Source organism: Amycolatopsis sp. NPDC059027, assembly GCF_042739735.1.
In the GTDB taxonomy this organism is placed as follows: domain Bacteria; phylum Actinomycetota; class Actinomycetes; order Mycobacteriales; family Pseudonocardiaceae; genus Amycolatopsis.
The window spans coordinates 7,684-28,628 of sequence record NZ_JBHYIK010000009.1 but is presented as its reverse complement, the minus strand read 5'-3'; the positions used below and the strand labels follow the sequence as shown (position 1 = coordinate 28,628).

The window sequence follows — 20,945 nt, the reverse complement described above, 5'->3', positions numbered from 1 at the left end:
ATGCCCGACAACCGTGTCGCGCTCCTGGAGAGCGGGCCCCTCGCGACCGACACCCTGCCCACCCCCGCCGAACTCCGGGCCGCGCACCCGCTGCCCGCCAGTGCCGCCGCGGCGAGCACCCGCCACCGGGACACCGTCGCCGCTGTGCTCGGCAGACGCGACCCGCGGCTGATGGTCGTGGTGGGCCCATGTTCCGTCCACCATCCGGGTGCGGCGCTGGAGTACGCGGGCCTGCTCGCCGCGGCCGCGGAACGGTACGCCGACGACCTCGTCGTCGTCATGCGCGCGTATCTGGAAAAGCCGCGCACCATCGGCGGCTGGACCGGTCTGCTGCTCGACCCCGCGCTCGACGGCGAGGGCGACATCGCGACCGGTTTGCGGACCGGACGGGCGTTTCTGGCCGAGGTCGCGTCGCTCGGGCTGCCGCTGGCCTACGAGTTCGTCGACCCGCTGCTGGCCCCTTACGTCGCGGACACCGTCACCTGGGCGGCCGTCGGCGCGCGGACCGTCACCAGCCAGCCGCACCGCCATCTGGCGTCGTGGCTGCGGATGCCGGTCGGGATGAAGAACGGCGTCTCGGGCCGGGTCGGCACCGCCATCGACGCCATCCGCGCCGCCGCGTTGCCCCACACGTTCCCCGGTCTCGGACCGGACGGGCGGCCGACCACCTTGCGCAGCACCGGAAACGCCGACACCCACCTGGTGCTGCGCGGCGGGCACACCCCGAACTACGACCGCGCAGGCGTCGCCGCGGCCCTCGCCGCGCTGACCGAGGCGGGCCTGCCTCCGCGTGTGGTGGTCGACGCCTCCCACGGCAACAGCGGCAAGGACCACAACCGTCAGCCGCTGGTCGTCGCGGATCTCGCGGGTCAGCTCGCCGACGGCGCCGACGCGCTGACCGGCGTCATGATCGAGTCCTACCTCTCCGACGGCCGTCAGGACCCGGGAACCGGTGTGCCACGCCCGGATCTCAGCGTCACCGACGCCTGCCTCGGCTGGGACCGCACGCTCCCGCTACTCGACACCCTCGCCCGCGCCACCCGTGCCCGAACGGCGAACTCGCGTGCTTGAACGGCGGGTTCGCGTGCTTGAACGGAGATCTCGCTCAAACACGTGAGATCTCCGCCTGATCACACGAGACCTCCACTTGATCACGCGAGATCTCCACTTGATCACGCGAGATCTCCGCCGGTGATCAGTCGTCGTAGGGGTCGTCGGCGGCGGAGCGGAAGTCCCAGTCCGAGGCCAGGGCCGGGTCGATGATCGCGAACCGGGTGCCGAGCGGATCGGACAGGACGGCGACCTTGCCGAGCGCGGAGGTGTAGGGGCGGAAGCGGAGTTTGGCGCCGAGCGAGCGGGCCTGGTGGAGGGTGTGGTCGAACCCGTGGTCGGGGTCGACGGCGAAGTGGGCGATCCAGCGGGGCGGGACGTCATCGGGGGTGCCGGGTGCCATCCGGACGCGGCCGAGCACGGAGTCGCCGTTGGCGGTGTAGACCATGTAATCGACGTCGCGGCCGTCGCCGAACTGACGTTGTTCGTAGCCGAACAATCGCTGGTAGAAGCGGTCGGCCTGATGGGCGCGGTGGGTGACGAACTCCAGCCACACCAGCGTTCCCGGCTCGCCCGCGACGAACGCCCAGTCGGCGGCCGGGCTGGCCAGGCCGACGGTGGCGCCGCCGGGGTCGTCGGCCAGCGCCTTCGCCCCGACGCCGGGGACGACGTGCGGGTGGGTTTCGAGCAGGGTGCCGCCGAGTTCGCTCACCTGGTACGCGGTGCCGGCCAGATCGGGCGCCGCCAGGTACGGGGTCCAGTCCCGCACGACCTGACGCTGGACGCGGATCCCGGCGACCGGTTCGCCCGCGAGCACGGCGACCGGGTAGTCCTGGCCCGCGCCGTCGCGGAGCAGCCGGTAGTCCCAGCCGAACAAGGCCTGGTAGAACCGCATGCTGCGCTCGGGATCGCTGGTGGCCAGCTCCATCCAGCACGGGCTGCCCGGCGTCACGTGCACGGCGCTCGTCATCGCGCCCGCCCCGGCGCCGGGAGCGGACGTGGTGGGTCGGGGAAGGTGGGGAGGGTCGAGACGATCATGGACCAGACCGTAGCGGCTCCCCGGCGCGTGCTGAAGGACGCCTTCGGTGCGCTCAATGCACTGAAGGCGTCCTTCAGCGCGGCCAACGCACTGAAAGCGTCCTTCAGCACCCGGAGCTACGCTCAGTCCGGGGGTTCGGTCTTCTCCGGCGGCCGGACGACGGCCACCGGGCAGTCGGCGTGGTAGAGCACCGCGTGGCCGACCGACCCCAGCAGCACGCGCCGCAGTTCGCCGCCGCCGTGGCTGCCGACCACCAGCAGGGTGGCGTCGGCCGAGCGGTCCAGCAACGCCTTCGCCGCCAGGTCCTCCACGACCTCGTGTGTGACCTCGACATCGGGATGCCGTTCGGTACACGGCCGCAGTGCCTGATGGACGGCCTTCGTCGCCGCCGCGCTCAGCTCGTCCCGTGCGAGGCCGGGGGTCTGTCCGGCCAGGCCGAGTTCGCCCGCCGGGCCGAACGCGGGGCCGAGTGTGGGGCTCAGCCACGCGTGGACCGCGTGGACGGCCAGCCGATGCCGTTCGGCGAAGGCGAACGCGAAACGGGCCGCTGCGGAACCCTGGTCGGAGCCGTCGACGCCGAGCATCACCGGGCCCGCGTTGGCCGGATGGGGCGAGGGACCCCGCACGACGACGACCGGCCGGAACGCGGTGCGGGCCACCTCCGCCGCCGTCGAGCCGAGCAGGAGCCGGGCGAACGCGCCGGAGCCGGACGCGCCGAGCACGATCATGGCCGCGTCGGTGTCCTCGGCGACCGCGACCAGTGCCTCCTCCGGCGGACCGTCCCGCAGCGCGGTTTCCACGACGGTGCCGGGATTCTGCTGCCGGACTTCGGCGGCGAGGCCGGCCAGCCGCTGCCGCGTGTCGAGGATGACATCATGGGTCGTGGGGGCACCGGCCAGCGGCGCCGCGAGGAGATCGGCCCCCGGCGGCGGCCACCGGCCCCGCGCCGCCCGCACGATCAGCAGCCCGCGGCCCATCGCGGCCGCCTCGCCGGCCGCCCACGTCACCGCCTGCCGCGCGCACTGCGAGCCGTCGGTGCCGACCACGACAGGCCCGCCACCCGATTCGTTCGTGATCATGATTCCGCCTTTCCCTCAGGCGAGGGCCCGATGTCCACCCGCGACCCGGGTGAGCAGGTCCGCGACGAGCGCGGGTTCGCCGACGGTCACGGTGACCATCGAATGCCACAGGCCGTCGAACGGCCCGGCGCCGGGGACCGGCTCGCGGCACCGGATACGGACACCCGGCCCGGTGGTCGTGCGCGCGATCAGGCCATGGCCCTCCGGGAACGCCGTGACGCCGCGTTCCGACGGCAGGCATCCCTCGGTGACCTCCGCACCGGCCACATTGGACAGACAGATCGGCACGTGCCAGTGCCCGACCCGGACGCGGAGGCTTTCGCCGTCGAGTTCGAGACCGCTGTCCTCGTCGAGCACCATGCGTGCCCAGGAGAGCCCGCGGTCGACGGTGAAGCCGGCGCGCAGCCGGTATCGCACCACGGTCCCGATCCGGCGGGGAGTCCTGATGGTGGTCATCCGGTCGCCCTCCTTGGCTCGTCGTGTTCCCTGGCCTCGACCGCCCGCGCGGCGAGGGCCGCGAGTTCGCGTTCTTCCCGTGATTCGACGACGAGCACCGGGACGCCGGCGCCCGGTCCGCTGATCACCGCGTCGGCGTCACGCCGGGTGTCGAGCCCGCCGCGGATGCCGAGCACCCCGAGCCCGTCCGCGTCACTCTCCGCGACCTCGGGCTGGTCCCAGCCGATGTCGCCGGTGAAGACCAGCGCGTCGATCCGGTCGAGGCTCGCGGCCACCCCGGCGAGCGCACGCGAGACCTGGTGCTCGAACACGGCCATCGCGAAGCTGGCGCGGACGTCGCCGTCCTTCGCCGCGCGGACGAGGTCGCGGGTGTCGCCGGAGATCCCGGACAGGCCGAGCAGCCCGGATTCGGTCTGCAAGGCGGGCGCGAGCTCTTCGAGCCCGAGTTTGCCGTCCCGCAGCAACCACAGCAGCAGGCCGGGATCGACCGAGCCACACCGTTTCGACATCGCCGGGCCGTCGAGCGGGGTCAGCCCCATCGAGGTGTCCATACTGCGCCCGCCGTGCACGGCACACACCGAACAGCCGCCCCCGAGATGGGCCACGAGCAGGTCCAGCTCTTCGAGCGGACGGCCGAGAAGCTCGGCGGCGCGGCGGACGGCCCAGCCGTAGGAGATCCCGTGGAAGCCGTAGCGGCGCAGGTCCCAGCGAGCCCGCCAGCGTTCCGGCAGCGCGTACGTCCGCGCGCGTTCCGGGAGTCCACTGTGGAACGCCGTGTCCGGGCAGACGACGTGCGGGATGTTCGGCAGCCGGTCGCGGAGCAGGTCGAGCAACGCCAGTGCGGGCGGCTGGTGCAACGGGGCCAGGGAGCGAGCGGCGTTGAGCGCGGCCCGGACCCGCGGTCCGGCGATCGCCGGACCGGTGACCGTGGCACCGCCGTGCACGAACCGGTGCGCGACGGCATCGGGCTCGGCAGGAATCCGGTCGAGCAGATTCTCCAGCGCGTCACGGGATTCCCGGGTGTCCGCGGGCTCGCCGGTTTCGGCGGAGTCGAGCACTTTCTCCGCGGCGGTGTCGACGAGATGCGCGCGGAGGCTGGACGAACCGGCGTTGACGGTCAGGACGTTCACGGCGTCCACCGCCAGCCGGTGATCGGTTCCGGGTCCCGGCCGTCGCGATAGGACAGTGCCAGCAGCGCGTCCCGTTCCCGCAGCAGTTCCCGCGCGACATCGGGGGCCCTGCCGACCCGCGAGGAGCGGGTCAGCGCGTCGGCGGCCAGGTCGTGCCGGGTCATCCGGTTGCCCGCGAGCAGGTCGAACGGCGTCGTGGTGGTGCCCTCTTCGAGATAGCCGTGCACATGGAACCGCTCGGTGCCAGGGCGGCCGTGCAGTACCTCGTGCACTGCCGACGGGTAGCCGTGGAAGCCGAAGACCACCGGGACCTCACGGGGGAAGAGCCGGTGGAACGCGTCGCCGGTCATGCCGTGCGGGTGCCGATCCGGCGGGCAGAGCCTGAGCAGGTCGACGACGTTGACCACGCGGACCCGGACCTCGGGCAGCGCGCGGCGGATGAGCCAGGCCGCGGCGACGGTTTCCACCGTCGGAGTGGTGCCCGCGCAGGCGAGCACGACGTCGGGATCCTCGTCGCCTGCGGTGCTCGCCCAGTCCCAGATCCCGGCGCCCGCGCGGCAGTGCGCGGCTGCCTCGGCGGGGCCGAGCCACTGCGCGGTCGGCTGTTTCCCGGCGACGACGACGTTGATCAGGTCGGTGGTGTGCAGGCAGTGGCGGATCGTCTCCAGCGCGGTGTTCGCGTCCGGCGGGAGGTACACGCGGGCCACTGTGGACCGTTTCGTGAGCATGGTGTTGATGAAGCCGGGGCCCTGATGACTGTAGCCGTTGTGCTCCTGTTCCCAGCCGTCGCTGGTGAGCAGGTAGTTCAGGCTCGACACCGGGGCGCGCCATGGCGTTTCCCGCGCCATCTTCAGGAACTTGGCGTACTGGTTGACCATGCCGTCCACAATGGACACGAAGGCCTCGTAGCAGGGGAACAGGCCGTGCCGCCCGGTGAGCAGGTAGCCCTGCAGCCAGCCCTGGCACAGGTGCTCGGACAGCACCTCCATGACGCGCCCGCCGGAGCCGAGGTGTTCGGCGTACCCGGGGACGTCGCCGCTGAACGCGCGGGGCGTCGCGTCGAGGACCGCGCCGAGCTTGTTGGATTCGAGCTCGTCCGGGCAGACGATCCGGAAATCCCGGCGTTCCTCGGTCGCCCGCACGAGATCGGCCAGCCAGCCGCCGACGACCTCGGTCGCGCTCGCGTCCCTCGCGCCGGGTGTCTCCACTCGCACGGAGTGGGTGATGAGGCGGGGTAACGGAAGCGGGGTGCGCAGCAGCCCGCCGTTCGCCTGCGGTACCTTACCCAGCCGCAGATCGCCCTCGGGCGGGACGTCGAGCAGGTCGGGTGCGGGGGAGCCGTCCTCGGCGAACAGCTCTTCCGGATGATACGACCGAAGCCAGTTTTCGAGCAGCGCCAGTTCATCGCCGTCTTCGGTGACGTGCTTGAGCGGGACCTGGTGCGCCCGGAACGTCCCGGCCAGCGGACGGCCGCCGGTGTCCCGCACCGGCGCGCCTTCCCCCTTGTCACTGCGCAGGATCAGCATCGGCGGGCGGTCCGCGCCGAGGTCGCGGTAGGCGGCTGTCAGCGACTGGGTCAAGAGCGTGTCCGGGTCGGCCGACCGCCGCACGTCGGCGAACCGCGGCGACCAGCCACAGCCGCGGAAGTAGTGCTCCAGATCCTCGTCGCTCATCGACGCGAAGATCGTGGGCGAGGAGATCTTGTAGCCGTTGAGGTGCAAAATCGGCAGGACGGCGCCGTCGTGCGAGCCGGTGAACCGCGGCGAGTGCCAGGACGCCGCCGTCGGGCCGGTCTCCGCCTCGCCATCGCCGACGACACACGCGACGAGGAGGCCGGGGTCGTCGAGTACGGCGCCGAAGGCGGTCGCCAGCGCGTACCCCAGTTCGCCGCCTTCGTGGATCACGCCGGGAACGCCGGGGGAGAGGTGACTGGGAAAGCCACCCGGCCAGGAGAACCGCCGGACCAGTTCGGCGAGCCCGTTGCCGTCGCGGCTCAGCGCCGGGTCGTACTCCGCGTGGGTGCCTTCGAGCCACAGGTTCGCGTGGATGGCGGGTGCGCCGTGGCCGGGCCCGGTGACCAGCAGCGTGCGCTGCCCGGTCAGCCTGATCAGCGCGTTCAGTCCATTGTAGACGAGGTTGAGCCCCGGACAGGTGCCCCAGTGGCCGAGCGGGCGGGGTTTGACGTGCTCCGGCCGCAGCGGTTCGGTCAGCAGGGTGTTGTCGCGCAGGTGGATCATCGCCGCGCTCAGGTAGTCGCCCGCCCTGCGGTATCGGCACGAGGTCCGCACGGGGGCGGCGGTGGTCACGATGCGTCCATCCGGCCGAACGGCGGAACCTCCGGATCGTCGTCGGCGGGCGGTTCCGGGTCGCGCCATTCCTCGGCGCGGCTCGGTCCGTTGCCGCGCAGCATCCCGGCCAGCTCGGCCTTGAGCCGGTCGTCATCCCGGGGCGAATGGCGGTCGCTTTCGCGGTGCATGCGGCCTCCTTCGGATCGGCGGCTGGCGTGCCCGAGCGGTCACGCCGTCCCGTCCGGGTAGCCCGCCGGGCGCCGCCCGAAACGCGTTTCCGCGGCCTCCGCGACGGGTAACCGGCGATCATGGTGACACCAGGAGAACCCGGAGACCCCGCCATCCCGATTCCGGACGAACAGGTGCGGCCGGTGTGGGCCTCGGTCGGCGACACCCTGCGCGTCGCGGCGGAGATCGCCGCGCCGACGGTCGCGATCGGGGTCGTCAAACGGCGCCCCGCGATGATGGCGCTCGCCCACCGGACCCACGTCGACCGGCCCGCGATCCGGCTCATGCGGAAGCTGCGGCACAAGTACGGCGCCGGCCCGCTCCGGCTGCGGGTGCCCGGCCGCTCGCTGAGTCTCGTGCTCGATCCGGCGCAGGTCGGCGGGCTGCTCGCCGACGCGCCGGTGCCGTTCAGCCCGGACACCACGGAGAAGAACGCCGCGCTGCGGCACTTCCAGCCGCACGGTGTGCTGATCTCCGAGGGCGGCCGCCGGGAGGAGCGCCGCGAACTGAACGAGGCCGTGCTCGAACCCGGCCTCCCACTGCACCACCTCGCGGGGCCGTGGGCGAAGATAATCCATGAGGAAGGCGGCCGGATCACCGAGGGCATGGCCGAACTCGGCGCCGACCGGTTCACCCGCCACTGGTGGACGATCGTCCGCCGGATCACGCTCGGCGGTGACACCGCCGTGGACCGCGAGATCACCGCGCTGCTGGACGACCTGCGGCTCGACGCGAACTGGGCCTACGCGCGGCGGCAACAGGAGAGCACTCGCGACCGGTTCCTCGCTTTGGTGCGGCATCAGGTCGCCCTCGACCGTCCGGGCAGCCTCGCGGGCGAGCTCGCGAAGTTCGCCGAGACCTCCGACGCCGAGACAGATCCTGCCGGCCAGCTGCCACACTGGATGTTCGCGTTCGACGCCGCCGGGATCGTGACGCTGCGGGCACTGGCCCTGCTCGCCACCCATCCCGCCCAGCGCGAGCGCGCGCTCGGCGAACTCGAGGGCCTCGACCTCACCGAACCCCACCAGCTGCCCTATCTGCGTTCCTGCGTGCTGGAATCGGTGCGGCTGTGGCCGACCACGCCCGCCTTGTTGCGGGAGAGCCGATCGGAGACGGCGTGGGGTCCCGGCGGCACGTCGTTCCTCGTCTACACGCCGTTCTTCCACCGTGACGACGAAACCCTGCCGTACGCGGACGACTTCGCGCCGGACATCTGGCTCGACGGCCGGGCGCAACGGAATCCCGCGCTGGTGCCCTTCAGCGGCGGTCCGGGGATCTGCCCCGGCCGGGACGTGGTGCTCTTCACCGCGTCGACGCTGCTGGCCGTGTTGCTCAAGGAGGCCGAGTACACCCCGGAAGGCACCGCCGCCGCGCTGGTGCCGGGCCGCCTTCCGTCCACTTTGGACCATTTCGGCATCCGGCTCGGCATCGGGAGCCGCTGAGGCACCCGGCGGACGGGACCGGCTCTCAGTCGGTCCCGCTCGCCGTGCCCGGTCCTTCCGGCCGCAGGAGCCGGCGGCAGGACGTGCACACCATCGTCCGGCCCACCACGGTGCCGTCGACGGAGACGAGTTCGGCGACCCGCAGGGTCGGGAAGCCACAGCGTTCACAGGCCACCGCGGTGCCGTCGTCGGGAATCTGCATGCGGGCGGGGATCCGGGTGGTCATCATTCCTCCCGTTCGGAGCCGGAGCGGGAGGGCAGGAACTCCTGCGCCTTCGTCTTGGCACCCTGGACGATCAGGTGCCACGCGTGCGGGTCGCCCTTGAGCACCGCTTCGGTCATGGACTTGAGCTGGTCGAAGGTCGCGTGCGGCGGGATCGGCGGGACCTCGGGATCGCAATGGACGTCGAGTACCGTCGGCACACCACCGGCGAGCGCCTGGTCCCAGGCGGCACCCAGGTCGTCGGGGGAGTCGACGGTGATGCCGCCGAGGCCGATGCCGCGAGCGAAGTCCGCATAGGACACTTCGGGCAGCGACTGCGATTCCTCGAACTTCGGCGCGCCACCCATCGCCCGCAGCTCCCAGGTGACCTGGTTGAGGTCCCCGTTGTGGAAGACGCAGATCACACAGCGCTGGTCGGGCCACCGCTCGCGGTAGCGGGCGATCGTGAGCAGTTCGGCGAGCCCGTTCATCTGCATCGCGCCGTCGCCGACGAGCGCGATGACCGGCCGGTCCGGGTAGGCGAACTTCGCGCCGATCGCGTAGGGCACGCCGGGCCCCATGGTGGCGAGCGTGCCGGACAGCGATCCGCGCATCCGGCCCCGTATCCGGAGGTTCCGGGCGTACCAGTTCGCGGCCGAGCCGGAGTCGGCGGTGACGATCGCGTCGTCCGGGATCCGCTCGGACAGCTCGTGCACGATCCGCATCGGGTTGACCGGCTCGGCTTCCAGCATCGCCTGCCGCGACATGGTTTCCCACCAGCCGGCGACGTCGCCCTCGATCTTCTCCCGCCACTCGCGATCGGTCTTGGGTTCGATCAACGGCAGCAACCGTTCCAGCGTCGCCTTCGCGTCGCCGAGCAACGGGACCTCGGTGGGATAACGCAGACCGAGGAACCGCGCGTCGAGGTCGATCTGCACCGCGCGTGCCTGCCCGAAGTCCGGCAGGAACTGGGAGTACGGGAAGCTCGACCCGACGATCAGCAGCGTGTCGCAGTCCCGCATCAGCTCGTAGCTCGGGCGCGTGCCGAGCAGGCCGACCGCCCCGGTGACGTACGGCAGGTCGTCGGGCAGCACATCCTTGCCCAGCAACGCCTTCGCGACTCCCGCGCCGGTCCGCTCGGCCAGTTCGCGCAGTTCGGTGACGGCGTTGCGGGCGCCCTGGCCTGCCAGGATCGCGACCTTGCTCCCGGCGTTGAGTACTTCGGCGGCACGGGTGAGGTCCTCGGTGGGCGGGACGACCTGGGCCCTCGGCCGCGACGGCGGGCTCGACGGCACGTGCTTGAACACGTGCTCCGGCGCGTGGTAGGGGGATTCCTGGACGTCGTTGGGGATGATGATCGCGGTCGGGGCGCGCTGGGCGAGCGCGGTCCGCATCGCCCGGTCGATCGCGTTCGGCAGCTGCTCGGGGACGTTCACCTCGACGAGGTACTCGCTCGCGACGTCCTTGTACAGCGCCTGCAGGTCGACCTCCTGCTGGTAGCTCCCGCCCATCGCGCTGCGCGCGGTCTGGCCGACGATCGCCACCACCGGAACGTGGTCCAGTTTGGCGTCGTAGAGCCCGTTGAGCAGATGGATGGCGCCGGGTCCGGAGGTGGCCGCGCAGACTCCGGCCCTGCCGCTGAACTTCGCGTAGCCGACCGCCTGGAAGGCCGCCATCTCCTCGTGCCTCGCCTGGATGAACCGCGGTTCGTCGTCCGCCGCGCCGAACGCCGTGACGAGACCGTTGATGCCGTCGCCGGGATAGCCGAAGACCTGTTCGACCTCCCATTCGCGAAGCCGGGACAGTACTAGATCCGCAACGGTGGTGGTCATGTCCGCCGGGTTGCCGGTCCGCGCGGGACGAAACATCGCCGATGCCGGGGGATCACCTGGCCGGGAGCACGCAGAACTCGTTGCCCTCGGGATCGGCGAGCACGATCCACGGGCCCGCGGTGTCCTCCTCGACCACCGTGGCCCCCAGCGCCTCCAGACGGGCGACCTCGCCTCGCTGGTCCAGCTCCGCCGGGGCGAGGTCGAGGTGGACCCGGTTCTTGACGGTCTTGTCCTCGGGGAGTTGTCATTGAGACGTAACCAGCGCACGATCAGCCTATGACCAGGTGCGTTGCTGTGTATTGTCGCCTCTCGCCCCGGCCTGACGGGTCATACGAAGGGGTAGACCTACAGGAAGACTGGGGGCGCGAGTACGCCGCGTCGGTTTGGCCCGGCGTCCCGGTCGAGGTGTTCAAGGACAAGGGCGTCTCGGCTGCCAAGGGTGATCACCGCCCCGACTTTGAGCGGTTCCGTGAGTGGGTAGCGGCGGGGCGAATCGTGCATGTGTGGACGGTCGAGCAGACCCGTCTTGAACGCCGAGAGGTGGAGTGGTTCCGGCTGGCGGCCGAATTGGACGCGGCCGGGATCAGCGAGGTGCACACCAAGCGGGACGGCATTGTGCGGGTACGTGATGACGTGGCTGGGATCAAGGCGGTGCTCGCGGCTGGGGAGGTGCGCAAGCTCACCCAGCGGGTGAATGACCGGCTTGCGGAGAACGCGGCCAGTGGTCAGCCACCGGGAAGTCATGCGTTCGGGTATCGGCACGCGGTGATCGAGGGTGAGGACGGCGCCAAAATCAAGACGTATGTGGTGGTGGAGGAAGAAGCGGCCGCCATTCGGCAAGCGGCAGAGTGGGTGTTGGCTGGCTGGTCTCTGGCGAACATCGCAGCCGAGTTACGCGCGCGGGGGCTGCGTGGTGCGCATGGCGGGGAACTCAGGCCGCAGTCGGTGCGCCAAATGGTGACTATGCCGACCGTGGCTGGTCGGCGAGTCCATAAGGGACGCATCGTGGGTAGCGGCAACTGGGAACCGATCCTCGATGAGCAGACATGGCAAGCCTGCAAACTGAAACTCTCCCAGCCGCGCCGCGTGGTGCGTAAGGATGGGTGGAGCTATCCGATCTCCGATGCGCACCGAGGTAACCCGACAGGGCGTCGTTACCTGCTGACCGGCGGGCTTGCGGTGTGCGGAGTGTGCGAGGCGCCGATGGTGGCTTCCATGAAGCAGTTGAGGGGGCGGGAGCCGAAGCCCTACTACTTGTGCCATCCGAACAAACGCAGGCCGAACGGCGAGCCCGCTGGCGGGTGTATCGGCATCCTCGGTCTGGAGTTGGAACAGCACGTGGTGGACCGCTTGTGGGCCGAGTTGGACAAGCCAGAGTTTCTTGACGCTATCGCCGCTGATGAGCACGCCGGGCGGCGCGAGGAAATCACTGCTGCGCTTGAAAAGTTGGATCGACTACGCGTGGACTTGGCCGCACTGTGGGCCACTCCCGGAGAGTTGACCGACACCGAGTGGCGGAGTGCGCGGCGCGGGATTGCTGAGAACGAACGGAAGCTACGCACCGAGTTGAATGAACTTCCGCCCCCGAGGGTCGGTATCGACATTGCCGCCGCGCGCGCGGCGTGGCCAGACATGACGTTGGACGAGGAACGGGAGTTTCTGCGGCTGTTCATCCGCCGGGTTACGGTGCGGCGTGCGCGGCCGGGTACGACTGGTTTCGACACAGGGCGGGTAGATATCGACTGGCAATCCGTGTGACACTGCCGGGCCTGCCAGCCCGGGAGACATGCCGGAACCCCGGCAACCGTGGGCACCCTGACGGGGGTGTGGCCCGGTTGCTGGGGTTCCGGCGTTTCAAGATCAGCCTTTCTGGTGGCGGTCGGGTCGCGCGTATCGGCGAGCGAGAGCGCCTCGCACGATGAGAGCGGCTCTCCCAAGGGTGCGCGGGTCATCGACGGCACGGAGCGCGTGAGCCGTTGATGTGCCCGCAGCGCGGCCGGATGCTCCGCTGGCCTGATGACCCGGCGTGCGCGGTGCCGAGCGGCCTACGACCCGTTGCGGCCCTCGCGCGGGGGTGCTCTGCCGATCGCACCGGGACCGGTCGGTGTCCGGCTGTGTCCCGCTGTCATCCGCACCGCCGCTCTGGGCGCCGTTCGGGTTGCCTTCCGGGGAGCGGTCATCGTTGCGGGCGTGTCCGTCCTGCTCTGTCGACTGGTTGTGGTCATAGTCGCTGCCTTTCTGTGGGAGTCGCGTGCTGGTCAGTTGTGGATCACTGGAGGTGCGGGCGGTCAGGGTGATCACCTCCCCGTGACCGGTCGTCGGGGGAGCCAGGGAGGGACCCCGGCACGTCCCGGGGAACGCCCCGTTTTTGGCCTGCTCCGGGCTTGTCCGGCTGGTGGGTCCCTGGACTCCCTGAGCTACGTTTCCCCTGGTCAGAGCAGGGAGTTTGGGGTAGGGAGGGGGCAGGGAAAACTCCCTGACTCCCTGGTGCCTCCCTGCCTGCCTCCCTGCCGTTGTCGCCCCTTCCGTCACGGGCGTGGCGGGTGACTGCAGCGGCGATATCGTCGGCGCGCACGACCATCGCCCCGCCCGACTTGCGGGTGGTGACGCCGTGTTCGCGCAAGGCGGTGCGCAGGTCGCGGGCGGTCCATGCCTCGTACTCGCCGGGATTGTGCCCGACCAGCCGGGCCAGGACCACCTGTGTCCGCACCCGCTGTTCCCCGCCGAGCACGTGCGCGATATCGGCAAGGTGATCGACCACGACGGGCGCGGCTGCCCCGATCTCCGGTCTGGCGCTGGACTCGATCGCGCGGCCCGCTTCTTCGATCAGCGCCATGGCGCGGGCGATGACCGGGGTGACGTCGTCGGCCCCGTCCTCGAACGGAACATAAAACGTGCGCACCAGCTCGAATGTCTCGTCGGTGATGCCGACCGCGACGCAGGTTCCCCTGTCGGTGTTGATGCGTAGTTCGGTAGCGCGGATACCGGCCGCGTACTTGCCGGACCCGAGTAGGCCGTCGTTGGCGACCTGGTCGGCGACGGAGAACGCGGCGCCACAGGACACGTTGCGGGTGACCTCACGCGGAATGCTGTCCTTTGTGGGCGATTGGGTGGCCAGCAACAACGTGATGCCGTACTTGCGTCCTCGCTTGATCAACCGGATGGCCAGCTCCGCCGCTTTCTTGCCGAACTTCGGGTGCTGGAACAGCTCGTGACACTCGTCGATCCCGCACACCAACGGATGTAGCCCGAGCACGCGGTGGTCGGCGAGTTTGCGGGACACCTTGGGTGGTCGGCCCGGCTGTTCACCGAGCACCTTGCCGCGTCGCTCCATTTCGGACAGCAGGTCCGCCAGTGCCTGCGTCGCCGCCTCGGCCACGCTGTCGTCCATCCCCATGCGGTAGCGAGACAAGCGGGGCACGAACGGGTCGAAATCCGGGGATTCGCCCATCACGAACACCCATAGTTCCGCCGTGGGGTCGAGTGCCGCGCCGAGCAACAGTGTGCGTAGCGCGGCGGACTTGCCTTGTCCGGGCCGACCGCCGATCAGCCAGTTGACCCCGATCAGCGGGGCGTTGATGACCAGCCCGCGTTGGGACAGTCCGAACGGGACACCTTCGAACACGTCGACCTGTCCATCGTGGACCAGTGGCCAGTCGCCGGCGCCGCCCCGCAGGACGCCCTTGTCGGCGACCCACAGGTCAAGGATTCCATCCTCATCTCCCTTGGTGGGCCAGGTTTCCAGCGACGCCCGCCCGAGGTTCGCGGCCAGTTTGGACCTGCGGGCGGCGACCATGTCGGCGGTCACGCCGAGCGGCAACCTGATCTGCGCGAACGTACCGTCCCCGTCGGTGCGGGCGGCTACGGTGTAGACGAGTTCGCCACCGTCCTTATAGAACCGATCGAGCGGCCCAATCCCGAGGTGCGCCAACGCTTTCGAGATCATCCGTTCGTCAATCCACGAATCAGCGTCATCACGCTCCGGGCGGACCAGCCATCCGGCGCCCGGGGTGCGGTCGCGTCCCTCGAACGCCGCCGCCAGCACCCACACCACCGGCAGTCCACACAGGACAACCGGCACCACCGCGGCGAGCACCGACCACGCCGTGTCGAGTCCCGTGTAGACGTTCGCGAGCCAGACCCACATGTCCGCCCGGTCCATCACGGAATCCACCAGCCACAGAAGCCCCGCGACCGGAGCGGCCACCCGCAGCGTGATCACTACCCGGCGCAGGAAGATCCCGACCTTCGCCCATCGTGCCGTGGCGTCCGAGCGGATCAACTCCTGTGCGGCCCGGCGTGCCTCGGCGTCCCCGGCCAGCCGGGCGCGGCGGGCATCCGCGCGTAGGTCGGCGTAGGTGGCCCAGCTCCAGAACTTGACCAGCCACCGCCAGTTGCCGCGCAGCACGAACCACACCAGCCGCACCACATCCGCCGGGGCCTTCCGCACCCGGTACGCGGCCACCGACCGCGCCCGCACCACCGGACCGGACCGCCAGACCCGCCCCGCTGCCCATGCAAGCCACCGCAGGCGGAACGAGCGCCAGCGGGCGAACCGGCGCCGCAGCGTCCGGCGACGCGGCTGGGGCAACGTGTCGTCGATCAACTCACCGTCGAGCACCGGGCCGACGTCCTCCACCGCCCGCGTGCCCGCCGGGGCCAGGGTGCCATCGTTCGCGTTCATCTCCGGGTCAGTGCTCATCCGGCACACCCCCGTCCCGGACCTCGGCGGTGAGGGCGGCGGCCAGCCGGGAGGACAGGCCGCGCGAGCATCCGGTGACCTCCCGCACCCACGCCGGGGACACGGTCACGTCGGGCGTCCACGCTTGCCGGGCGTCGGTGAGGTAGTCGGCGAACAACCGGCGGCGGGCCGGTCGTTCACGACCTGCCGTGGTCGGCGTGGTCGGTTCATGAACGCCCGCCGTGTCGTTCGTGGCGCCCGTGGACGCCGACGCGGCGGTCACGGCGTCGGTGAGCTTGTCGCGTAGGTCGGTGACCGCCTCGGTGGCCACGAACACGACCAGCGGCGGCACCGAGTGCAGCACCACCCCCGACGCGGTCCCGGCCGCCCAGGATGACCAGGTATTCATGACGTAGGTGGCGGCCAGTGTGAGCCACTTCGCCGCCCGCACCCACCGTCCCGTGCGCACCTGGTACCGCGCGGTCACCTGCTCCGCCCGCAGGATCGCCAGCAGCACCAGGCACACCGTCGGGTCGAGTAGCCACGCGGTCAGCCAGGGCAGCGAGCCGAACGCGGCCCCGGCGGCGGCGAACCACTGCACGTTGGCCGTGGTGAACGCCAGCCCGAGGACGATTCCGGCCCAGCACAATCGGTCGACCTGCGCGCGGACCCGTTCGACCCGCAGGGCGGCCACGTCGGGGTGGGTGTGCCAGCGCCGGACGTCGGCCGCCTCGGCGGCATCGGCGGCCAGCCGCCGCGCCCGGCCCGGCGCACCCGAGGCGGGCAGCCATCGCACCGTGGCCAGCCGTGCCCGCCTCTGATCAGTGGCGTTCATCGGCGACCACCACCTCGACGCGTGGTGTCCAGCGACGTGACCGTCAGCGCCCGCGTCAGCACGTGCGCAGCGATCAAGTCCGGCACCCCGAGCACCACCAACAGCAGCGTCGGGTTGCCGGGGTGGGTGATCACCAACCACTGAACGCCCACGAACGCCGCGCCCGTGAACAGCACCCGCCCGGCCAACGAGACCACCCGGGCGCTTGCCCGTGCCGCGTCCGCCGCACGGCGTGCCTTGCGGGCACCGAACCGCCATACCGCCAACGCGATGAGCAGCACGCCGACCCCGGCGAGAATCTGTGTCGATGTGAGGTTGACCGTCATCACGCCTCACCACCCCGGCGACGCAGCCACACCGGGAACAGAGCCCGCCGATCGGCATCCGGCAACGCACCCCACACCCCGAGCGTGTCCGGCCCGGCGATGCGCAAGTCGAGTTCAAGACACTCGTCGATCACCGGGCACCCGGCGCACAACCGGGCGGCCAACTCCCGGTCGGGAGTGTCCTCTCCGGACAGTGCAGGTATCTCCGACCGGTCGAACGCCCAGAAACACAGACCGTCCCTGGTCACCACTTCGTTCAGCACGTCGTCCGGCACGTCGGCGCACCGGTCAAGCCGCGCAGCCATCTCGGCGTGGTCGAATTCGCTCATCGCGCACCACCACCGAGCACACGCCGCAGCTCGACAGCCGGAACGACTAGCCGGGAACGACGCCGCATTGCTCGGAGCGATCCACCCCGGATTGCCGAGCAGACACAAGACTCGCTAACGCCAAGACTCCACGCGGCTTGGCGGATCGAAAGAAACACCGGAGAACCGGCGCTGTGATTCGCGGTTTTCATTAGCGTTGGTTCCTTACTCTTGGCTTCGTCTCACGTTTTCGTGAGCCGTTGCCGTCAAGTAGGCCGCCAACAGGGAGAATCGACTATGTCAAGGCATGAATAAATGATCTCCCAACAGAATGTTCGCAGGTCGTGGACAGGTTTGGCAGTCAGGATATTCTAGAAAAGAATGTTGAACGTCCGGAATATTCTTCGCCGGAATACGGAACTACTGGGCGCGCTTGATCTCGGCGAACAGTTCACGGAAGTCCCTGCCTGCACCTGCACCGTAGGTGTCCAGCTCGTGCTCCAGCTCAGAGGAGACCATGAGCAGAGTCGGACGGCTCCGGCGGCCGTTCTGGAGCGCTTCGATGCCCAGCTGGGCTGCCTCGTCGACGTCGCCACGCCGCGCGGCGATCACAGCAAGCGTGAGCTGAGCCTCAGCAATGCGCATCGGTGCTACCGGAATACCTTCAGAGTTGACGCTTCGGCGCATGACTTCTTCGGCGTTGCGCTGCGCAAGCTGATCTTCTCCGACAATCCTGTAAGTATCCATTGCGTAGAAATCCCACTTATCCGGGTCGACCACAAAGTGATTTTCCGGCCTATCTGGATACGGCAACCGGCCAAGGAGGGCACTGCCGCTGTCGAGTGCCTTATGAACTTCCTTGACGTTCCCCATTCGCGCATAGGCTTTTGCCTGTTGGCCGTAGAGTTGCACTGCCACTGAATGAGACGGTGCGGCCAAAGCTCCGGACTCAGCCGCTGGAATTACTGCGCGATAGTTGCCTGCCGTCAAATGGAACCAGGCCAGCATTTCGTTTGCCCACCCAACAATTCCAGATTCTTCAGCTTCCTTGCCTAGCTCCAGCGCCATACGCCGAGTCGCCTCGGCCGATCGCGCATCTCCGAGGTCATACTCTAGGCAGCCCACGAGCAACGCCAACATTCCAGCCTGAGTGAGGATCTCTCTATGCTGAGCAAGCGTCAGGTGGTTATTGAGCAGCTCGGTCACTTTGCCGAGCCATTCCTTGCCCGTTGTCATCAACTGGCGAGCGTCCGCATGTGCGTAATCGCAACACAGTTGCTCAACAGTGATGTTGAGCGCGTCGATCGTTGATGTATCGATTGCCGATGCGCGAACGCGGCGGAGCAGTTCGAGCGTATCCATGCCCGTGTTCACTACAAGAAGTTCGTCTCGCGCCTGAGGAGTAATCAGGCTACTCGCTTGCGCTTGCGAGCCAGTGTCGCTTGCCGCGCTCGCCGTGGTGGTGCGCGGAAGCCTCAGTCGACTTTGCCCGGGGAAATCAAACCAGAGAAGATGTTGCGGCAGGTGCAGGATTCTGGCGTAGTTTCGAAGAGTCTCAATATTCTGCTCTGGCTTGCCATTCTCTAGCTTGCTTACTTGAGCCTGAGTGAGTCCGAGCCAGCGTCCGAGTAGTTCTTGATTAAGCGCCTTGCCAAACAATTGAAGATGGCGCGGATGGTTCCGAAAAGCCTTAAATACCTTCCCGATGTGCTGGCTTTCAAAAGCTGCGCGAAACTCGTCTGTCTCGAAAAACTCGTTCCTCAGTTGGGCGGGAGGCGTCCGGAGTTGGTCACGTTGCTCACGATGGCACTTGCTGCACAAGCGCGCCGTGTTGTCTGCGGCAAGCGCGCCCCCGCACCCCTGACAGCGACGACTGCCGGGGGCGCCTGCCGCGCGATGCTGCGGACCGCCGGGTGAGCTCATCGGATCCCCTTGCTTACTCGGTGCCGATCTCCCTCTGACCAGCCTACATAGGGCCACAGGCTCTCACCACCGTGTGAAACCCCTTAGGGCAGAATCGGGCCTCCACCTGGCGTTATGCCGCTTTCGGCATGTCGCATGACGACGACGATATAGACGGGCACTACTGCGCGGGATGACGGTTTGGACAGGCAAGCCCGACCACCTCCGCTCTCCGGGGCGCGACGGCCTGACTGACCACCTTGACCAGCGCTCATCCCGACCGAACGGCGACGTGCACACATGCTTCTCACGGCATCGCTCACTACCGGCGTGGCCCGCGTGACAGCCGGAAGGCTGGCATCAGTTGAGCTGATCGACGAAATAATGACGCTGAATCACGTTGACTGGGAAACCACCATGACAGTTGGAGACGTTGAGTTTCATCGGAGTAAAGAAGGCCCTTTTCCAAATCATCAACTCCGAATCAGTGTCCGCCCCTCGGCGGGATTCGCTGCCCTGAATTATATGGATCATGACGACACGGAAATGCCAATCGCGAACTCGTTCAATCCGAAGCGACCACTGCCGGAAGTGGACTTGATATTCAACGGCACAACCGGTGCCGTATTCCCGCGCACGGCGGTCATTCCGTTAGTCGATGCACGGACGGCAGTTATTGAGTGGCTTGATACGAGGAAGCGGCCAAAATGCATTGAGTGGCGCCCTTACGACACCTACTAGAGACGCCTTTATCTTTTTGGATGCGGATATGTCTACGGAAACAATGGCAGTCATCGATGATCCGGCAGTGTCGCCGCGCACATATGGGTACATGCGAGTTCCTTGTGATGTGCCGGATGAGAAGGTTCGAAAACTTGAAAACGAAGTCATCGCATACGCCGAGACTTGCGGACTTCGGTTTATTAACTTCTTTTTTGAGTTTCACTGTGGTTCGCGCGAAGCATTCGACGACTTAGTTGCCGAACTTGTCCGCACTGATTCGCATCATGTCGTCGTGCCGAGCCTTCGTCATCTGGCCCACAATGCTCTATTGCAGGACATAATGTTGGAACACTTGAGTTTTATGGCGGGCGCCGAGGTGCTGGCCATGCGGCTCAAGACGGCGATCGAGTGAACACTTCCCGACTTTAACTAAACATGAAAGGCGGGATCGAGATAATGGGATCCGAGCGAGAGCCCACCAAGCAAGAGTTGCAGGCAGCCGCAGCCTCCCTTCATGCTCTCAATGAAGGAGATATGGAACAGGCGAAATTTCTCAGCAAGTTACTGGAAATGACGATAGAGGATAATGACAAAAAGGACTGACGAGGCGGCGTCGTGTACGAGGAAACCAAGCTACTTATCGAATCGCTCAAAGCAGTGAGCCGCCACGCCGGGCCAATCGCAGATGCCCTCATGATGGGCACGATGAAATCTGACAAGCAGCGCGAGTACGGCGACATGCTTAAAGAGTTGTCGGGTCTTCTGTGTGAACATGCCGACCTTCAAGATGAACGCGCCGAGTCTTCGAAGGTATTTCCTGAGAAGATGCCTCGTGCGCAGCCAGACTGATGGACGGCTGGGCGCTATTCTCTCTTGCGGTATTGGCAGTGCCCCTTACTGCAGTAGCGGTCTGGATACTGAACGAACTGGCAAGCGATCGTCGACAGCGAAAGTTTCTCCAACGCTACGAGGAACGTTCCGTCTTTGCTATCCGCAAGCGCATCGAACGAGAAGTTGCGAGCGACGACACACACGCCGTGCCTAGAATTCAACGCGGACCGTTAGCGCCCGACCCGCTCCAAGACGGCAAAATCTCTGGTTACCTTCCTCTCGCGAAGCGTTCACGGCGCTACGCGCGCCATTGCAGCCGAGCCCCACGAAGAAACCGGCCCGAATCGTCCCGGTGACGCGCTTCCCTCGTGCGGTCGTGAAAGTCACCGCCCCGAGCCATCGTGTAACCCCTCGGGGACAAGCGGAATCCAAGGTGGGGAGCGGTTCTGTCTTTCTCCCGCGACGATCCACCTGCGGCCAGCATGATAACCAGAGTCGAGGGGGGGGGGCGGGTGGGGTGGGGGCGGGGGGGGGGGGGCGGTGCTGCGGGGCGCCGGTCGGGCGCGCGGGCGCGCGCCGAGCGGTGTAGAGTG

General features: G+C 68.2%; 21 protein-coding genes. 7 read left to right on the top strand and 14 right to left on the bottom strand.

All coding sequences use genetic code 11. The features are described 5' to 3' along the window. Complete coding sequence (locus ACFWY9_RS08480) at positions 1–1,071, top strand: 3-deoxy-7-phosphoheptulonate synthase (protein WP_378338523.1); 1,071 nt, start codon at positions 1–3, stop codon at positions 1,069–1,071. 124 nt (positions 1,072–1,195) lie between these two features. Here ACFWY9_RS08480 and ACFWY9_RS08475 read toward each other — a convergent pair whose 3' ends face one another. From ACFWY9_RS08475 to ACFWY9_RS08450, 6 genes are all read right to left on the bottom strand, one after another. Then, entirely contained in the window at positions 1,196–2,020 is an 825-nt protein-coding gene (locus ACFWY9_RS08475; protein ID WP_378338522.1) for a VOC family protein, read from the bottom strand. Between the two features lie 191 nt (positions 2,021–2,211). Then, positions 2,212–3,168 (bottom strand): universal stress protein, encoded by a 957-nt coding sequence (locus ACFWY9_RS08470; protein ID WP_378338521.1) that lies wholly within the window; start codon positions 3,166–3,168, stop codon positions 2,212–2,214. Positions 3,169–3,183: 15 nt separating this feature from the next. After that, entirely contained in the window at positions 3,184–3,624 is a 441-nt protein-coding gene (locus tag ACFWY9_RS08465; RefSeq protein ID WP_378338520.1) for a hypothetical protein, read from the bottom strand. Continuing rightward, positions 3,621–4,754, bottom strand: coding sequence for an acetate/propionate family kinase (locus ACFWY9_RS08460; protein WP_378338519.1), 1,134 nt, complete (start codon positions 4,752–4,754; stop codon positions 3,621–3,623). Before ACFWY9_RS08460 ends, ACFWY9_RS08465 begins: the two co-directional genes overlap by 4 nt. Continuing rightward, positions 4,751–7,063: a phosphoketolase family protein gene (locus tag ACFWY9_RS08455; protein ID WP_378338580.1), complete on the bottom strand. Its 2,313-nt coding sequence runs from the start codon at positions 7,061–7,063 to the stop codon at positions 4,751–4,753. The genes ACFWY9_RS08460 and ACFWY9_RS08455 overlap by 4 nt, the downstream gene beginning before the upstream one ends. Next, a complete protein-coding gene (locus tag ACFWY9_RS08450; RefSeq protein WP_378338518.1) occupies positions 7,057–7,230 on the bottom strand; it encodes a hypothetical protein in 174 nt (57 codons plus the stop codon). The genes ACFWY9_RS08455 and ACFWY9_RS08450 overlap by 7 nt, the downstream gene beginning before the upstream one ends. A gap of 120 nt (positions 7,231–7,350) precedes the next feature. Here ACFWY9_RS08450 and ACFWY9_RS08445 point away from each other — a divergent pair, with 120 nt between their 5' ends. Further along, positions 7,351–8,712, top strand: a complete 1,362-nt coding sequence (locus ACFWY9_RS08445) for a cytochrome P450 (RefSeq protein WP_378325569.1) — start codon at positions 7,351–7,353, stop codon at positions 8,710–8,712. Between the two features lie 25 nt (positions 8,713–8,737). Here the strand turns inward: ACFWY9_RS08445 and ACFWY9_RS08440 are convergent, their stop codons facing one another. Genes ACFWY9_RS08440 through ACFWY9_RS08430 form a run of 3 tightly spaced genes read right to left on the bottom strand, consistent with a single transcriptional unit; the run spans position 8,738 to position 10,930 of the window. Next, positions 8,738–8,938, bottom strand: coding sequence for a hypothetical protein (locus ACFWY9_RS08440; RefSeq protein ID WP_378325570.1), 201 nt, complete (start codon positions 8,936–8,938; stop codon positions 8,738–8,740). Beyond that, positions 8,938–10,746, bottom strand: a complete 1,809-nt coding sequence (locus ACFWY9_RS08435) for a thiamine pyrophosphate-requiring protein (RefSeq protein WP_378338517.1) — start codon at positions 10,744–10,746, stop codon at positions 8,938–8,940. Before ACFWY9_RS08435 ends, ACFWY9_RS08440 begins: the two co-directional genes overlap by 1 nt. 52 nt (positions 10,747–10,798) lie before the next feature. After that, positions 10,799–10,930, bottom strand: coding sequence for a VOC family protein (locus tag ACFWY9_RS08430; protein ID WP_378338579.1), 132 nt, complete (start codon positions 10,928–10,930; stop codon positions 10,799–10,801). Between the two features lie 92 nt (positions 10,931–11,022). Between ACFWY9_RS08430 and ACFWY9_RS08425 the strand changes: the two genes are divergently transcribed. Then, positions 11,023–12,504 (top strand): recombinase family protein, encoded by a 1,482-nt coding sequence (locus ACFWY9_RS08425; RefSeq protein WP_378338516.1) that lies wholly within the window; start codon positions 11,023–11,025, stop codon positions 12,502–12,504. A 511-nt stretch (positions 12,505–13,015) separates the two neighbouring features. Here ACFWY9_RS08425 and ACFWY9_RS08420 read toward each other — a convergent pair. The 5 genes from ACFWY9_RS08420 to ACFWY9_RS08400 all read right to left on the bottom strand — a co-directional run bounded on the left by ACFWY9_RS08420 (position 13,016) and on the right by ACFWY9_RS08400 (position 18,819). Next, positions 13,016–15,448 (bottom strand): hypothetical protein, encoded by a 2,433-nt coding sequence (locus tag ACFWY9_RS08420; RefSeq protein WP_378338515.1) that lies wholly within the window; start codon positions 15,446–15,448, stop codon positions 13,016–13,018. After that, positions 15,438–16,262, bottom strand: coding sequence for a hypothetical protein (locus ACFWY9_RS08415; protein WP_378338514.1), 825 nt, complete (start codon positions 16,260–16,262; stop codon positions 15,438–15,440). The genes ACFWY9_RS08420 and ACFWY9_RS08415 overlap by 11 nt, the downstream gene beginning before the upstream one ends. Next, positions 16,259–16,588 (bottom strand): hypothetical protein, encoded by a 330-nt coding sequence (locus ACFWY9_RS08410; protein ID WP_378338578.1) that lies wholly within the window; start codon positions 16,586–16,588, stop codon positions 16,259–16,261. The genes ACFWY9_RS08415 and ACFWY9_RS08410 overlap by 4 nt, the downstream gene beginning before the upstream one ends. Beyond that, positions 16,588–16,917 carry a WhiB family transcriptional regulator gene (locus tag ACFWY9_RS08405; RefSeq protein ID WP_378338513.1) on the bottom strand — a complete coding sequence of 110 codons (330 nt, stop codon included), beginning with the start codon at positions 16,915–16,917 and terminating at the stop codon, positions 16,588–16,590. Before ACFWY9_RS08405 ends, ACFWY9_RS08410 begins: the two co-directional genes overlap by 1 nt. A 399-nt stretch (positions 16,918–17,316) precedes the next feature. Then, entirely contained in the window at positions 17,317–18,819 is a 1,503-nt protein-coding gene (locus ACFWY9_RS08400; protein WP_378338512.1) for an XRE family transcriptional regulator, read from the bottom strand. Positions 18,820–19,098: 279 nt separating this feature from the next. Here ACFWY9_RS08400 and ACFWY9_RS08395 point away from each other — a divergent pair, with 279 nt between their 5' ends. The 4 genes from ACFWY9_RS08395 to ACFWY9_RS08380 are packed head-to-tail and all read left to right on the top strand — an operon-like array spanning position 19,099 to position 20,370. Then, positions 19,099–19,539: an Imm1 family immunity protein gene (locus ACFWY9_RS08395; protein ID WP_378338511.1), complete on the top strand. Its 441-nt coding sequence runs from the start codon at positions 19,099–19,101 to the stop codon at positions 19,537–19,539. Between the two features lie 43 nt (positions 19,540–19,582). After that, the gene (locus tag ACFWY9_RS08390) at positions 19,583–19,933 is read left to right on the top strand and encodes a hypothetical protein (protein WP_378338510.1); all 351 of its coding nucleotides are present in this window, start codon (positions 19,583–19,585) and stop codon (positions 19,931–19,933) included. Between the two features lie 23 nt (positions 19,934–19,956). Beyond that, entirely contained in the window at positions 19,957–20,124 is a 168-nt protein-coding gene (locus ACFWY9_RS08385) for a hypothetical protein (protein ID WP_378338509.1), read from the top strand. Positions 20,125–20,136: 12 nt separating this feature from the next. After that, positions 20,137–20,370, top strand: coding sequence for a hypothetical protein (locus ACFWY9_RS08380; RefSeq protein ID WP_378338508.1), 234 nt, complete (start codon positions 20,137–20,139; stop codon positions 20,368–20,370). Positions 20,371–20,945 lie beyond the last annotated feature (575 nt).